General features: G+C 67.0%; 12 protein-coding genes and 1 pseudogene. 4 read left to right on the top strand and 9 right to left on the bottom strand.

The genetic code is table 11. From position 1 onward, the window contains the following. Nucleotides 1-125: 125 nt before the first annotated feature. From AC3ERS_RS23250 to AC3ERS_RS23235, 4 genes are all read right to left on the bottom strand, one after another. Entirely contained in the window at nucleotides 126-1,730 is a 1,605-nt protein-coding gene (locus AC3ERS_RS23250) for a DHA2 family efflux MFS transporter permease subunit (RefSeq protein ID WP_431970166.1), read from the bottom strand. Further along, the gene (locus AC3ERS_RS23245; RefSeq protein WP_431970165.1) at nucleotides 1,727-2,896 is read right to left on the bottom strand and encodes an NAD(P)/FAD-dependent oxidoreductase; all 1,170 of its coding nucleotides are present in this window, start codon (nucleotides 2,894-2,896) and stop codon (nucleotides 1,727-1,729) included. The genes AC3ERS_RS23250 and AC3ERS_RS23245 overlap by 4 nt, the downstream gene beginning before the upstream one ends. A gap of 59 nt (nucleotides 2,897-2,955) precedes the next feature. Further along, nucleotides 2,956-3,993 (bottom strand): type III polyketide synthase, encoded by a 1,038-nt coding sequence (locus AC3ERS_RS23240; RefSeq protein ID WP_431970164.1) that lies wholly within the window; start codon nucleotides 3,991-3,993, stop codon nucleotides 2,956-2,958. 370 nt (nucleotides 3,994-4,363) lie between these two features. Continuing rightward, nucleotides 4,364-5,563, bottom strand: a complete 1,200-nt coding sequence (locus AC3ERS_RS23235; RefSeq protein ID WP_431970163.1) for a site-specific integrase — start codon at nucleotides 5,561-5,563, stop codon at nucleotides 4,364-4,366. A gap of 314 nt (nucleotides 5,564-5,877) precedes the next feature. On the opposite strand from AC3ERS_RS23235, the gene AC3ERS_RS23230 reads away from it, so the two are divergent. Beyond that, nucleotides 5,878-6,738 carry a TIGR03619 family F420-dependent LLM class oxidoreductase gene (locus tag AC3ERS_RS23230; RefSeq protein WP_431970162.1) on the top strand — a complete coding sequence of 287 codons (861 nt, stop codon included), beginning with the start codon at nucleotides 5,878-5,880 and terminating at the stop codon, nucleotides 6,736-6,738. An 87-nt stretch (nucleotides 6,739-6,825) separates the two neighbouring features. Here AC3ERS_RS23230 and AC3ERS_RS23225 read toward each other — a convergent pair whose 3' ends face one another. Next, a complete protein-coding gene (locus AC3ERS_RS23225; RefSeq protein WP_431970161.1) occupies nucleotides 6,826-8,037 on the bottom strand; it encodes a pyridoxal phosphate-dependent aminotransferase in 1,212 nt (403 codons plus the stop codon). An 89-nt stretch (nucleotides 8,038-8,126) separates the two neighbouring features. Between AC3ERS_RS23225 and AC3ERS_RS23220 the strand changes: the two genes are divergently transcribed. After that, complete coding sequence (locus AC3ERS_RS23220) at nucleotides 8,127-8,702, top strand: winged helix-turn-helix transcriptional regulator (protein ID WP_431970160.1); 576 nt, start codon at nucleotides 8,127-8,129, stop codon at nucleotides 8,700-8,702. On the opposite strand, the pseudogene AC3ERS_RS23215 reads toward AC3ERS_RS23220, so the two are convergent. From AC3ERS_RS23215 to cynR, 4 genes and pseudogenes are all read right to left on the bottom strand, one after another. After that, nucleotides 8,699-8,830 (bottom strand): annotated as a pseudogene (locus AC3ERS_RS23215) (nucleoside deaminase); the annotation flags it as partial. The gene AC3ERS_RS23220 and the pseudogene AC3ERS_RS23215 sit on opposite strands and share 4 nt — an antisense overlap. 80 nt (nucleotides 8,831-8,910) lie before the next feature. Then, nucleotides 8,911-9,381, bottom strand: coding sequence for a cyanase (gene cynS / locus AC3ERS_RS23210; RefSeq protein ID WP_431970159.1), 471 nt, complete (start codon nucleotides 9,379-9,381; stop codon nucleotides 8,911-8,913). Between the two features lie 67 nt (nucleotides 9,382-9,448). Then, nucleotides 9,449-10,027, bottom strand: a complete 579-nt coding sequence (locus tag AC3ERS_RS23205; protein WP_431970158.1) for a carbonic anhydrase — start codon at nucleotides 10,025-10,027, stop codon at nucleotides 9,449-9,451. 198 nt (nucleotides 10,028-10,225) lie between these two features. After that, nucleotides 10,226-11,110, bottom strand: a complete 885-nt coding sequence (gene cynR / locus AC3ERS_RS23200; RefSeq protein WP_431970157.1) for a transcriptional regulator CynR — start codon at nucleotides 11,108-11,110, stop codon at nucleotides 10,226-10,228. 109 nt (nucleotides 11,111-11,219) lie between these two features. On the opposite strand from cynR, the gene AC3ERS_RS23195 reads away from it, so the two are divergent. Beyond that, nucleotides 11,220-11,972 (top strand): ankyrin repeat domain-containing protein, encoded by a 753-nt coding sequence (locus AC3ERS_RS23195; RefSeq protein WP_431970156.1) that lies wholly within the window; start codon nucleotides 11,220-11,222, stop codon nucleotides 11,970-11,972. Between the two features lie 151 nt (nucleotides 11,973-12,123). Next, entirely contained in the window at nucleotides 12,124-13,674 is a 1,551-nt protein-coding gene (locus AC3ERS_RS23190; protein WP_431970155.1) for a hypothetical protein, read from the top strand. Nucleotides 13,675-13,820: the final 146 nt, after the last annotated feature.

Below are 13,820 nucleotides of genomic sequence, written 5' to 3'. Positions count from 1 at the left end.
GCGTCTGCGAGACGGGTGGCGAGCAACACCGTGAACAGCGCGGCGAGCCCGGGACAAAACAAGCAACCCATGGGTGGGAATCGCCCACCCATGGGTTGCCCTTCGAATCGCGACGGCAGAGGTTGTCAGCGATCGAGGTCGACCTCGCGTGCGCCCGGCAACCGGCACAGAACGAAGATCGCCACTGCGAGGACGCCCGCGGTGATCGCTCCCGCCCACATGATCGCGTCCATGCCCGAGGCGGACGCCTGGATAGCGATCCGGTCCACGGCTGGGGCGAATCCCGACATCTGGTCGGGCAGATAGTCGACCACCTTTCGACCGACCCCGGAGCCGAGGGCATCGGTGAGCCGGTTCACCTCATGCGGCGGTATCCCGCGGACGAAAGGTCCCAGGCCCGTGAGCGAACGCTCCGTGGATGCGGTCGCCCGGTCGGCGAACAGCGCGCCGAGGCCTGCGATGCCCAACGCGGTACCGACCTGACGAGCGGTGAGGACAGTACCGGTCGCCATTCCGCTGCGCTCCACACTGACGAAGGCGAGCGCACCCTGCGAGACGATCACGCTCGCGGCTCCCAGTCCGACACCACCGATGATCGAACCCAGTACGAAATGTGTCCACTGCGTGCCCACCGACACTCCCGTGCACAGGAACAGCCCGGCCGCGATCAGCACGACTGCACCGGGCAAAGACCAGCGAATCGGCATGCGCCGCTGCAGGATCGCGACAACGGGTGAGACGAAGAACGCAGCCAGAGTCAGCGGCAGCGCACACAGACCCGCTTGCAGCGGACTGAACTGCAGGGTGTTCATGTAGTAGAGAGCGAGGTAGTTGACACCGGCGAAAATGGTGCCGCCGATGGCCAATCCGCCCAGGGTCAGCGCCGCGAATGTCGGCTGCGCGATCAGGCGGAGGTCGAGCATCGGCTCCGGCGTGCGCAACTCCCAGCCGACGAACACCACGAGAGCGACCAGCGAAGTGATCACTGCGGCGATGATCGTTGCGGAGGTCCACCCTGCGTTGTTGCCTTCGATCAATGCGAAGACACCGGCGAACAGCGCGATGCTGATCGTTGCGGTACCGACCCAATCTGCTCGACGCGGCCGCAGATCGCGCGATTCCGCCATGTAACGCCACGCAGCGACGAAGGCCAGGATTCCGATTGGCACATTGATGAGGAAGATCGCCTTCCAGCCCATCGTGTCCACGACGATTCCGCCGATCAGTGGCCCTGCGGCGGCCGCACTCGCGAGCACGGCCCCGTACACGGCGATCGCACGTGCCCGGCTTCGGGGCTCGACGAACGTGGCGGCGATAATCGGCAACGATATGCCGAACAGCATGGCCGCACCGACACCTTGAACACCGCGGGCCAGGTTCAGCGCCAAGATCGACGGGGCCATCGCACAGGCCACCGAGGCGGTGGTGAAGACGACGACGCCGCCCAGATACAGCCGCTTGCGTCCGATCCGGTCACCCACCGTCGCGGCGATCAGCACCATCCCGGCGATGGGCAGGGTGTATGCATCGACCACCCATTGCAGCGACCCGAGCGTCGCGGTGAAGGTGGACTGGAGTTCCGCCAGCGCCGTCGCCACGATCGTGAGATCGAGCAGCAGCATGAACGTGCTCAAACACACCGCTGCGAGGGTGATTCGAGCGCGACGAGAGACCGGCAGGGCCGGCCGATCGACCACCGGCTCACGCAGTTCTTCTTTGAGATGGGTCACCAATGGGCTCCTCTACCCTCGTTCGGGGCCACCGCGCGTTTCATGGCGGGGTTCGGCAGTCGGGTCAACCGGGCGATCCCGCTGACCACCCAGGGCGCGCTCGCGGCGATCGCGAGAAGCTTCGATTGGTAGCGCGGCGACACCAATGCCTGAGAGAGCCAGGTTGCTTGCCGGATCCGGTATCGGACGTCGCGCGCCAGTCGTGCCTGGTACCTGTCCGCGTCGTATCCCCGGTGCCATGCCGCGACTGCCAGGCTCGCGCTGTGCAGCGCGATCGACATCCCGTCACCCGCGAACGAGGGAATCACCGCACCCTGATCGCCGAGCCGCCAGACGCCATCGGAAGTTCGCGCGATATAGCCGTACGGAATGGACGACACGGCGTGCATCTTCGGATGAACCGGATCAGCACCAGCCAACCGCTCCGCGATTGCCGGGTCGATACTTCCGAAGTCCCGATCCCATCCCGGTCCCGCCTGCGCCTTGTCGAGCAGCAGACAGACGTTCGTCTCCCCGCCCTCGACCGGGTTGATCCCGCAGTAGCCCCCTGGTACGAAGACCAGCTCGACATGGTTGCCGAGTGCGCCGGACTGTGCGGGCGTGAGCTTCCAGTGTTGTTTGAATCCCGCCAACCCGGATTGCACGCCCTTGCCGCATTCACGGGTCCATCCGCGTAGGTCGTGCTTTCCGGTAGCGAGGAAGATCTCGCGGCCATCGAAACTCTGCTTGTCGGTCTCGACGCTCCATCGGCCGACTTCGCCTGTCAGCTTGCGCGCGCGGATGCCGCGGTGCACATCGACGCCCTCCTGCGCGGCGCGGCCGATCAACTCCTCGTCGAGGATGTGACGTGACAGGCCCAGCGCACGGAACGGAAGCCGTACGTCGACGTTGTGCTGGCGGCTACGCAACCGCACGCCGTCCATCGGCACCCCACCGAGCCCGTCGGGATCGACGCCGAGCCGATCGAGGTACGTCAGCGCCTCACGGCTGAGGAACTCGCCGCACACCTTGCCGAAGGTTCGGGCCTCCTTTTCCAGTAGCGCAACCCGCGCGCCGCTGCGCGCCAGTCCGATCGCGACCGCCGACCCGGCAAGGCCGCCGCCCACGACGACAGCGTCGTATCGACCGGTGGCGGCCGACCGGGAAGGCCGTGGCTGACGGACCATCTTCGGCTCGAGTGTGTCGCCAGGTGCCTGAGACAAGTAGCTATTCACAGCGTGTCCTCTCAGGCGATATGGAACAGCATGGTCTCGGCCGTGAGGCCGGGGCCGAAGGCCATCCCGCACCCGCGCTTGCCGCTATTGGCTCCGTCGCCGGCACTCATCATCTGCTGGAGGACGAAGAAAATGGTTGCGGATGACATATTCCCGTACCGATCGAGAATGTCTCGTGAGTGCCGGAGGTCGGTGGACCCGAGCTCCAGGGCCTCTTCGACCGAATCCAGGATGAGCCGTCCACCGGGATGGACTGCCCACAGATCGATCGAATCCGTCTGTGCGCCATTGAGAATGATCTGGGTGTTCTCGGCGTTCAGCGCATCCTTCAGAGCTCCCGGCACACGACGGGACAGGACCATGTCGAACCCGGTGTCGCCGATATGCCAAGACATCTGATCGTGCGTATCCGGCACTACCAACGCGGTAAAGGAATCGAGGCCGATACCCTGTTCCTCGCTGGTGATCAGCGCTGCGGCGCAACCGTCGGCAAACAGCAGCGACGAGATGGACATCTCGAGGTTCTTGGGCATCTGCAGGTGAAGTGAGCAGAGTTCGAGGGAAAGCACCAGCACCTTTGCGTTGGGCTCGGAGCGAACGATGTGGTTCGCGAATTTCAAGCCGTTCACGCCGGCGAAGCACCCCATGAAACCGACGGTCGTGCGCTCCGCGTTGGGATTGATGCCGAACCGTTTGATCAACTCGAGGTCCAGACCCGGGGAGAAGAATCCCGTGCAGGTGATGACGACGATGTGCGTGATGTCGGCGGCGATGTCGTCGATCTCCAGTCCGGCCACGGCCCTGGCGGCGAGGTCGGGGGCAGCCTCCTTGTACGCGGCCATTCTGGCCGCGGTGCTGACCCCGTCCGGATCGGAGCCGTAGAACTCGGACGGCTGATCCAGCACCGAGTAGCGGCTCGAGATCTGACACTGCGGAATGACCTTTTCCAATAACAGCCTGTGACGCTTCAGCTGGGTCACCTCGAGGAGGTTGTCACACAGCAGTTGATGGACTTCGTTCGTTGGAACAGCGGTGGAAATCTTGTTCACGTACGCAGTCGTCATAATTTCCTTCAATCGAGACCGAACCCGCCGGAAGCTTTGCCGCCGGACTGGTGGCGTTCCCGTCGAACACCTGGCATGAATAATTCCTCAGATACCTGCCAGCAAACACCACCCGTAGGGGTGGAAACATGCTCACCCCGGGTGGGCGGCTTCCACGCTCGGGTGGGCGGGCCAACTAGTTGTCGGGCGCAACCAATCGGCGCGTTCTAGATGATTAGTTATCCAGTCTATCGATATTTCAACTATGCCCGCGTCGGAACGAATTCGACAATCTTTTCAAGTTCTGTGCGCTGGTTGCCGGACTGGCCGACAGGCGAACCGCACACCGCTTCGCCCGCGCCGAGTCGGTTACCTGTCACAGACCGAGTTTGGTGACGGCGTTGTCTTCCAGCGGGTTCGCCGTGCGGATGTATCCGTGCACGGTGCGGGGATTTGACCAGCGCCCCTGGCGCATGATTTCGCGGTCGCTGGCGCCGCCGAGGGCGGCTTGGGTGGCGAAGCCCGCGCGTAAAGAGTGTCCGGAGAAGAGGTTCGGGTCGAGGCCCGCGCGGGCGGCGTAGCGTTTCACGAGTTCGGCGACGGCGCGCCCCGACATCGGGCGGTCGCCGATGCCGCCGTGGCGGGTGATCGTGGGAAACAGCGGCAGGTCCGGGTGTTCGGCGAGGGGAGTGCCGGTGAAGCCGTGGCAGCGGTGGATTCCGTCATTCGCCATGGGTGTCGTGCAGTGGTCGCGGAGAGCGAGTGGTCCTGCGGCCGTGTGGATTTCGAGGAGCTCGAGCCAGGCCGCGCAGGCGCAGACGGGGCAGGTGCGCGGGCGTTGTCCGCGCGGTAGTGCCACACGCTGTTCGGCGGCGCCGGTGGGGTCGGTCTTGGTGGTCGGCAAGTGCACGAGCAGGATCGGTTCGCCGGTGGCGTGATCCGTGCTCACCCGGACGTCGGCGACCCGCAGGCTCGCGAGTTCGCTGCGGCGCAACGCGCCCGCGAAGCCGATCAGCAGGGCGAGGGCGTCGCGGCGGCGGGCAGGTTCGGTGGGCCAGCCGGGCTCGGGCAGACCGGCGAGCAACTGGTCGAGGGTGTGCAGCAGGATGGGGCGCTTCCTGGTGGGCGGTGTGCGGCGGGTGCGCCGGATACCGCGCAGGGTCAGGCGGACCACGTCGGAGCGGGTGGGGGAGGGCAGTCCGTTGGCGGCGTGCACGGCGGCGATCGCGGCCGATTTGCGTTCCAATGTGGCGGGGCCGAACGCCCATTCGCCGTTCGGGCGTCGCGCGTCGGCCGCGGCCGCCAGATACACCGCGACATCGAGCGCGTCGGCCGGAAGCGCCTGCCGCCCTTCGGCCGCGCACCACCCCGCCCAGGCGATCCAGTCGGTGCGGTAGGCGCGCAGCGTGTTCGCCGACTGCGACGCCTCCAGGTACCGGCGCAGCGAACCGGCCTGGACGTCGTCGAATCGCTCACGCACCACATGCAAGGCGGCCGGGTCGACCAGCACGCTGCGCACGCCACGACGCAGCTCGGTGCGCACCGCTTCCGGCACGGCCACGACGCTGTCGCCCACTTCCGCTCCTCACTGCCCCGGGTCGGCAGCGCACAGAACGTAATGGCGCCGACCGCATTCGAGCCCAGACTATGCGCTGGCGGAGAGCTGGTCGCGCACCCGGACGCCATATTGCGGTCGTGGACAGCGGTGGCGCGGTTCCTACCGCGCGACTCGGTCGGAGTAGCGGTCGCGACAACCCGATGTCGGGTCGGGAATTTTTCTCGAGCACGGCAAGGTTCTCCCCGCGGACGACCGCCGGACCCGGCGATATACACCGGAGCCGGTATCAGCACTGAACGGCGACACGGACATCGCGCCGGAAGGGATCGAATATGAAGTTCGCGGTCAGTTACAGCAGCGCCCATTTCGGGGCCGATCCGGACCGGATCATCGACTACGCGCGCCACGCCGAGGCCTGCGGATTCGAGGGCCTGTACCTGCCCGAACATCTGGTGCTGTTTCCCGGCGCGAAGATGCACACCTTCGAGGTCCCGCCCACGCTGCCGTTCCTCGACCCGCTCGACACCCTCGCCTACGTCGCCGCGGCGACCGAGCGGCTGCTGCTCGGCACCGGCGTGCTGCTGCTGCCGTACCGGCACCCGGTGGTGCTCGCGAAGCAGTTGGCGACCATCGACGTGCTGTCCAAGGGCCGGATGCGTTTGCTGACAGTGGGATTGGGCACCCTGCCCGAAGAAGCGGCGGCCACCGGTGTGGAATTCCGCGCCCGCGGACGACGCGCCGACGAAGCGATCGATGTGCTGCGGCTGCTGTGGGCGGGTGGCGAAGAAGGCGTCAGCTACCAAGGCGAGTTCTTCGCCTTCGATGATCTCGTCCAGTACCCGAAGCCCTACCAGGCCACGACATTGCCGATTCACGTCGGCGGATCGAGCCTGCCTGCCGCGCGCCGAGCGGGTCTGCGCGGCGACGGATACTTCGCGGGCGGCATGCTGGTCCCGCAAGAGCGCAAGGTCCAGTGGGATCTGGCGCGCTCGACGGCCCAGGAAGCCGGGCGGGACCCGGACGCGCTCGAATACACCCGCTGGAGCGGCATCGATATGACCGACGAACGGCTCGCCGCCTTCGCCGCGCAGGGCGTCACCCGTGTCGTCGTCAGCGCCACCGCGTCGGACCCGAACGAACAACTCGACGAACTGTCGTGCTTCGCCGAACAATTCGGTGTCGCCCGCGTGTGATCTCTGCGCTCGGCCGACGTCTCGTCGGGCAGGTTCGGCCGAGCATCAGGCGAATCCCGCTGCGAAACAGCGGCATTCGCCCGACGATCACTGGCGGTAGGTGGCCAGGAAGCGGCCGATGCGTTCGATGATCGCTTCGAGCTCGTCGGCGTGCGGTAGGGTGACGATGCGGAAGTGGTCGGGTCGTTTCCAGTTGAAGCCCGTGCCCTGCACGATGTGCAGCTTCTCCTGGAGTAGCAGATCCAGCACGAATTGTTCGTCGTTGTGAATCGGATACATGTCGAGGTCGATGCGCGGGAAGGCGTAGATCGCGCCCTTGGGTTTGACGCAGGAGACACCGGGAATCGCGTTCAGCGCTTCCCAGGCGCGGTCGCGTTGCTCGCGCAGCCTGCCGCCGGGCAAGGTGAGGTCGGTGATGCTCTGATGCCCACCGAGCGCGGCCTGAATCGCTTGCTGCGCGGGCACATTCGCGCACAGACGCAGCCCGGCGAGCATCGTCAGACCTTCCAGGTAGTTCTCGGCGTGCTCGGTGGGACCCGACACCACCAGCCAGCCGGACCGGAATCCGGCCGCCCGGTACGACTTGGAGAGCCCGGAGAAGGTCAGACACAGCAGATCGGGGGCGAGCGCGGCGGTGGCCGTGTGGGTGAGATCGTCGTAATGGATCTTGTCGTAGATCTCGTCGGAGAACACGACGAGATTGTGGCGGCGCGCGATCTCGAGGACCTGGCGCAGCACCTCCGGCGAATAGACCGCGCCGGTCGGGTTGTTCGGGTTGATGAGCACGATCGCCCGGGTGCGGTCGGTGACTTTGGCGGCGATATCGGCCACGTCGGGAAACCAGTCCGAGGACTCGTCGCAGACGTAGTGCACCGGCCTGCCACCGTTGAGCGTGGTCGCCGCGGTCCACAGCGGAAAGTCGGGCGAGGGGACGAGCACCTCGTCGCCGTTCTCCAGCAGGGCGGTCATCGCCATCATGATCAGCTCGGAAACCCCGTTGCCGAGGAACACTTCCTCCACGTCGACATCGTCGACACCGAGGGTTTGGTAGTACTGCACGACCGCCCGCCGCGCCGACAACAGGCCTTTCGACGACGAGTAACCGCTCGAGGCGGGCAGCGTGCGGATGATGTCCTGCAAGAGCTCCGCGGGCGCTTCGAAGCCGAACGGCAGGGGATTGCCGGTGTTCAGCTTCACGACGTGGTGGCCCTCGGCCTCCAGCCGCGCGGCGTGCTCGGCCACCGGGCCACGGATCTCGTACGACACGCCCGCGAGCTTGCTCGACTGCTTGACCTGCATGAACATCCCTTCTGAGTGCGGTTGCCGCACACTCTACTTGGTTTTTCCAAGTATGCACTTGGATTTTCCAAGCGATTCGATACAGTGGCATGGTGCCACGTCGAAGCTATGCCCACTTCTGCGCCGTCAGCCGCGCACTCGATGTCGTCGGCGACCGGTGGACGCTGCTTGTGGTCCGCGAACTGTCGTCGGGTCCGCGCCGCTACAGCGATCTGTTCGCGGACCTGCCGGGCATCAGCACCGACGTGCTGGCCGCCCGGCTCAAGGACCTCGAGCGCGACGGCATCCTCACCCGTCGCCGCGTCGGTCCCCGCGCGGCGACCGCCGTCTACGAACTCACCGAGGTCGGCCTCGGCCTGCGGCCCGTGCTCGCCGCGCTGTCGGCTTGGGGCGCACCGCTGCTCGGCGAGCGTGGCGCCACCGATGCCGTCCGCGCGCACTGGTTCGCCCTGCCGCTGGGCCGCGCGGTCGCCGACCTGCTCCCCGAGGGGGTCGTCACTGTTCACATCGGCGAGACCACGTTCCACTACGTGGTGACCGGCGCGGGCATCAGCCACCACGACGGCCCCGCCGAGGCCCCTGACCTCGAACTCCACCTCGACTTGGCCGCCGCGACCGAGGTGGTCATGGGCACGCGCTCACTGGCCGAGCCTGCGAAGCGTTAGCTGCCGGTCGGGGCGCCCGCGACGCGCCGCTCGCCGCCGTTGCGTTCCTGCCAGAGGCGATAGACGTCGACCGCTTCGTCGTGCGGCGCGTAGCGCATGGGCAGGCGGCGCTGGTCCCACGGTCGCGAAGGGCCGCCCGCCCTCGGTGACGTTGCGGCGCGCGAGACCGATGGTGCGCTGTGTGAAATCCATTGCTACTCCTCGCTTCTCAGAACGGTTTGGTGGGCAGATACTTGCCGTCGAGGGTGATCACGGCGCGTTCGCCGCCCTCCGGGTCGGCGACCTTGCGCACGTCGAGCTTGAAATTGATCGCGCTGATGATGCCGTCGCCGAACTGCTCGTGCACCAGTGCTTTGAGGGTTGTGCCGTAGACCTGCAACATCTCGTAGAAGCGGTAGATCGTCGGATCGGTCGGGATACCGCCGGGAATGGACCCGCGAGTCGGGATCGTCTGCAGCAACTTCGCCGCGTCGTCGTCCATGCCCAGCAGCTCGGCGACCGCCGTGGCGGCCTCGCGCGGAAGGGCGTGCTGGCCCAGCACCGCGGCGGTGACGAAGGCGACCGACAGCCCGGCCGCGTCGGCGAGCTGCTGCCAGGTGAGATCTTTGGTGATCTTCGCGTCCACCGCCGCGGCGGCCAAAGCTTGGCGGGCGGTGGGATCGAATTGTGCGTGCACCATAGTGGGTTGTTCCTTTCTGGTCGACCGGCCCGGCAAGTCCGGACCGCTTCGGTTTTCGCGTGGGAGGTCAGGCAGCCGGCACGTTGCCGGAATCCGAGCCGTCGAGGACGGTGATCGCGCCGGTGCCGATGTCGAATACCCATCCCTCGACGGTTAGGCCGCCCGCCGCGACCGCCCGGGCAACCTGCGGGTGACCCGCCAGGTTGGCCAGCTGTGCGAGGACATTCGCTCGCACGAGCGCTGGAACGGAGACGCCGAGGGCGGTGGAGCCCGCGTGCCGCAACCACTCGGCGAGCATCGGAGTCCTGCTCAGATCGCGACCTTCGGCCAGGGCGGTCATCGCGCCGCAGCCGGAATGGCCGCACACCACGATGCGCGAGACACCCAGCACGGCGACGGCGTACTCGATGCTCGCCGTCACCCCGTCGGTGTCCGAGTAGGCGGGAACCAGATTCCCCGCGGTGCGGATCACGAAAAGCTCGCCGGGCTCACTGTTCGTCACCAGCTCAGGAACCACACGCGCGTCGGAACAGCCGATGAACAGCGTCTCGGGACGGTGCCTCGTCGCCAAACGGGCGAACAGATCCGCCTTGGACGGGAAGACATCGCGTTGGAAACTCGCGACGCCGGCGGCGAGGTCGTGCATGGATCGCTCCCTTCGGTAGGGCCTGACGAATCCACCATGCACAACCTGCGGCTATAGCGTCCAAGACGCAGTTCCCATGCTTGCGATTGTTCACGCCAATAGTTGAAGGCTGCGCGAAGATCGACCGGCGTTCGCACCGTCCTCATTGCGCGCCGAATGGACTGCGTGGCAGATCGATTCGGAGGGAGGTCGCCGCGTTCAGTTCGACCGGGCGGCGTCCTTCATGAGCGCGGCGAACGCTCGCGCGGCGGCCGACTGATAGGCGGTCCCGCGCCGCAACAACTCCACGGTCCGGGTGGGCAACCCGGGCGCCAAGTCGATCGGAACCAGTTCGGCGTGCGCGCGAGTGATCGCATCGGGCAGCACGGTGGCCAGCGAACCGCGGCGCACGAACTCGACCAGCGCTCCGATGGAATTGGCTTCCACCGCGATGCTCGGCGTGCTGCGGCTTTCCTCGAAGTAGGCATCGATGTGCGTCCTGGTCGCGAAATCGCGCGTGAGCAGCGCCAGCGGAAACCGCGCCAGCCGCGCGACCGGCAGCGGCTTCGCGCGGCCGGCCAGGGCGTGGGTCGATCCGACCACCAAGCTGAGGCGTTCGGCGAACAACGCGACGCCCTCGACCCCGGCGGCATGGGCGCCCGCGAAGGCGATACCGAGATCGACACGGTCGGCGAGCAAGTCGGCCTCGATCCGGTCCTGGGTCGTCTCGACGACGGTGAGCGTCACACCCGGGTACGCGGCATGGAACTCGTGCACGAGCGGACCGATGAAGTAGGCGGTGAACGTCGGCGTCATCGCCACCCGGAGCTGGCCGCGGGACAGATCCTGCACATCGTGGATCGCGCGCTCACCGGCATCCAGATCGCGCAGGGCGAGCCGGGCGTGATGCGCGTACGCCTCCCCGGCCTCGGTCAGCCGCACGGCGCGACCGGAGCGATCGAGCAGCTGCACGCCGAGCGCGCGCTCGAGCTGCCTGACCTGCTGCGACAACGTCGGCTGTGACACGTGGAGGAACTCCGCCGCACGGGTGAAGTTGCCGTGATCGGCGACCGCGAGCAGATACCGGATGAGGCGCAGCTCCATGAACGAACTATAGACGCGCTCTATCGCAACCATGGGACCTCTGTATTGGGCACTATCGCGATTCCTGGGCATGGTGGGGATATCGGCAACCCGAGTCAGGAGTTCTCCATTGATCCAGCGTTCCCACCGAATCGTGCTGGCCGCGGCCGCACTGGCTTTCTCGATCGCGGCCTGCACGGCCGATCCTCCCGGCGACCGGACCGTGCAGCCGCCGGTCGACCCGAGGAGTACCTCCGCTGCGGAGCCGTCCCCCGTGCGCGCTCTCCGCGACCCCGCACTCGGACCGCAGCTGGTGCGGGCGGCCGCGGCCGACGACGCCGAGAAGGTAGGCGAGCTCATCGCCGGTGGGGCCGACATCGAGTTCCGCGGCGACCACGATCGCACTCCGCTCATCGCGGCCACGAAGAACCGGGCTTCCGCCGCGGCGCGGGCACTGATCGAGGCGGGTGCCGACGTCAACGCCAAGGACGACATGGAAGATTCGGCCTACCTCTACGCGGGCGCCGAAGGCATCGACGACATCCTCGAGCTCACCCTGCGCCACGGCGCCGACGTGCACAGCGTGAACCGCTACGGCGGCACCGCCTTGATCCCGGCCAGCGAACACGGATACCTCAGCACGGTGCGGCTGTTGATCGACGCGGGCGTCGAAGTCGACCACGTCAACGAGCCGGGCTGGACCGCGATGCACGAGGCGATCGTTTACGGAGACGGATCCGAGCGCTACCAGCGGGTCGTGACCGCCCTGCTCGACGCGGGCGCCGACCCCTCGATCCGCGACGCATCCGGACGCACCGCTCTCGACAATGCCCAGCGGCGTGGGCAAACCGGGATCGTCTCGATCCTCGAGGCCCGTCGTTGACCGATTTCGTCGACCTCGAGAACTTCTTCGCGGGCTTGCGCCATGGCAATTCACGCCGCGGGGGAGATGTGGGCGTGCACAAACCCTCCCCATTGTCGTATGGTGTCGCGGTGACTTTCTCTAACGGAAAGGGCGCCGCGCGCCCCTGCCGGTGACCCCCGGCGAGTGGCTGGTCTCCGACGACATCGATGACCAGACCACTTTTCTCGCCCACGCAATCAGTCTCGCTGCCCTGCACGGGCCAGGCCCATGGCCTGCGGAAGGCCGTCCGCTGCCGGACGATTCACCTGACGAGCGGAAGCTCCTGAACTCGACCGTCCTCGATGGTGTGCAGACCCATCACGCCACGGCCCCGGCCGAGCCGGACGTCGCCGCTGCCGCCGTCGCTACGATCACCGATATCGTTGCCGCGCCGAGTGATTCGGCACTGGCCGCATTGCACGATCAGTTGGCCGAGCGCTCAGCGCTCGCGCTGGCCGACGCATTGGTTCGTGAGCTGCGCGCTGCCACGTTGCCGCGCGACGAGGTGCGGTCGGTGGCGCGGTGGCTGACCGAACACGGCACCCGCCGCAATGCCGTGGCGCTCGGCATCGTCATCCTCGGAGTGACCGGCGACGAGCGAGACCGCGAATTGCTGCTGACATTGGGGACTCTGGGCGATCTGACGCTGTATGCGGTGGTAGCGCTGGGCAATTCGCAACCGGATCGGCATCGCGCGGTGTACCAGCTCGCTCGCCGCGTCGACGGATGGGGACGAATCCACGCCGTGGAGCGGTTGGCGAGAACCACCGATCCCGAGATCAAGGCATGGCTGCTGCGAACCGGCTTCCGCAACGGCGTGATGAACGAATACCTCGCCCATCTCGCCGCCACCACCGGCGATCTCCGCGGCGCGCTGCTCGCCTCCGAGGTCGGCGACGAACTCCTCGACGGCGCCGCCGACATTCTCGCCGCGCTGGCCCTCCACGGCGGACCAGCCGCGGACATCCGGCACTACCCCGACGCACTGCCGGTGCTGATCCGGTTCGCCGAGTTGCTCGCCACCGCTGCTCCGACCCTCACCCGCATCCGCAGTACGCGGACGATCACAGGTCTACTGAACGACCCACCCCCGGAACTGGATTGGCCCTCCGACGAGGTCACCGGTCTGGCCACCGAATACGCGGCGCTGCTCGCGCGGACCGACTGGGCCGACGAGGTCCGGGCGCGCCTGGCCCAGCCGGAAGGCGAATTCGGCTTCAACCAAGCACTGTCCTGCGCAGAAGCCGTCGGGGTCCAGGCATATCCGCAGGCCCTGGCCCATCTTCGACGCAATCCACGCAACGGTTACGCGTGGCAATGGGTGTCCAAAAGGACGCCCGACCACGCGGTTGCCGCGCTGGCCGACCTGGCGCACGATCTGCTACCGCTGGACGAGATCACCCGCGGGCCGAAGCCTGGCGGCAGGCGTCGCGCCGATGACCACATCCTGGAGATCATGGTGTCGACTGTGCGGCGCGCGGCGCCGGGAACCGGCCTGCCGCTGGTGCGCTCCGCGCTCGGCGCCAATCCAGTACGGTTGCGCCGCGCAGCTCTGCGAACCCTCGTCGAATGGTACGGCCACGACCTCCCTGACGACATTCGCAGCTGGGTAACCGCCACTGCCGCAACAGAACCCGACGACGAGCTCCGCCGCGAGCTCACCGCACTCATCGATCACTGACCCGGAAACCGGGCGTTCACCCGAACGTTCGCACCGTCTTCGCTCGGCGGCGGCCCGCCGTCGTCGGCAGTGGGGAGGTCGAAGGTTCCGTCCGGTGCTGTCGCCGCGCTGTCGTTCCGGTTTCGTGTCAGGAGGTGTCGTGGGAA

The organism is Nocardia sp. bgisy134 (genome assembly GCF_057708325.1).
This window is presented reverse-complemented; position numbering and strand designations above follow the sequence as displayed.

What these genes read in the sequence shown, in the direction of transcription:
- AC3ERS_RS23230 (WP_431970162.1), top strand. Translation starts at nt 5,878, where the DNA reads ATGAAGTTCGCGGTCAGTTACAGCAGCGCCCATTTCGGGGCCGATCCG.
- AC3ERS_RS23220 (WP_431970160.1), top strand. Translation starts at nt 8,127, where the DNA reads ATGGTGCCACGTCGAAGCTATGCCCACTTCTGCGCCGTCAGCCGCGCA.
- AC3ERS_RS23245 (WP_431970165.1), bottom strand. Translation starts at nt 2,896, where the DNA reads ATGGTCCGTCAGCCACGGCCTTCCCGGTCGGCCGCCACCGGTCGATAC.
- AC3ERS_RS23205 (WP_431970158.1), bottom strand. Translation starts at nt 10,027, where the DNA reads ATGCACGACCTCGCCGCCGGCGTCGCGAGTTTCCAACGCGATGTCTTC.
- cynR (WP_431970157.1), bottom strand. Translation starts at nt 11,110, where the DNA reads ATGGAGCTGCGCCTCATCCGGTATCTGCTCGCGGTCGCCGATCACGGC.
- cynS (WP_431970159.1), bottom strand. Translation starts at nt 9,381, where the DNA reads ATGGTGCACGCACAATTCGATCCCACCGCCCGCCAAGCTTTGGCCGCC.
- AC3ERS_RS23225 (WP_431970161.1), bottom strand. Translation starts at nt 8,037, where the DNA reads ATGCAGGTCAAGCAGTCGAGCAAGCTCGCGGGCGTGTCGTACGAGATC.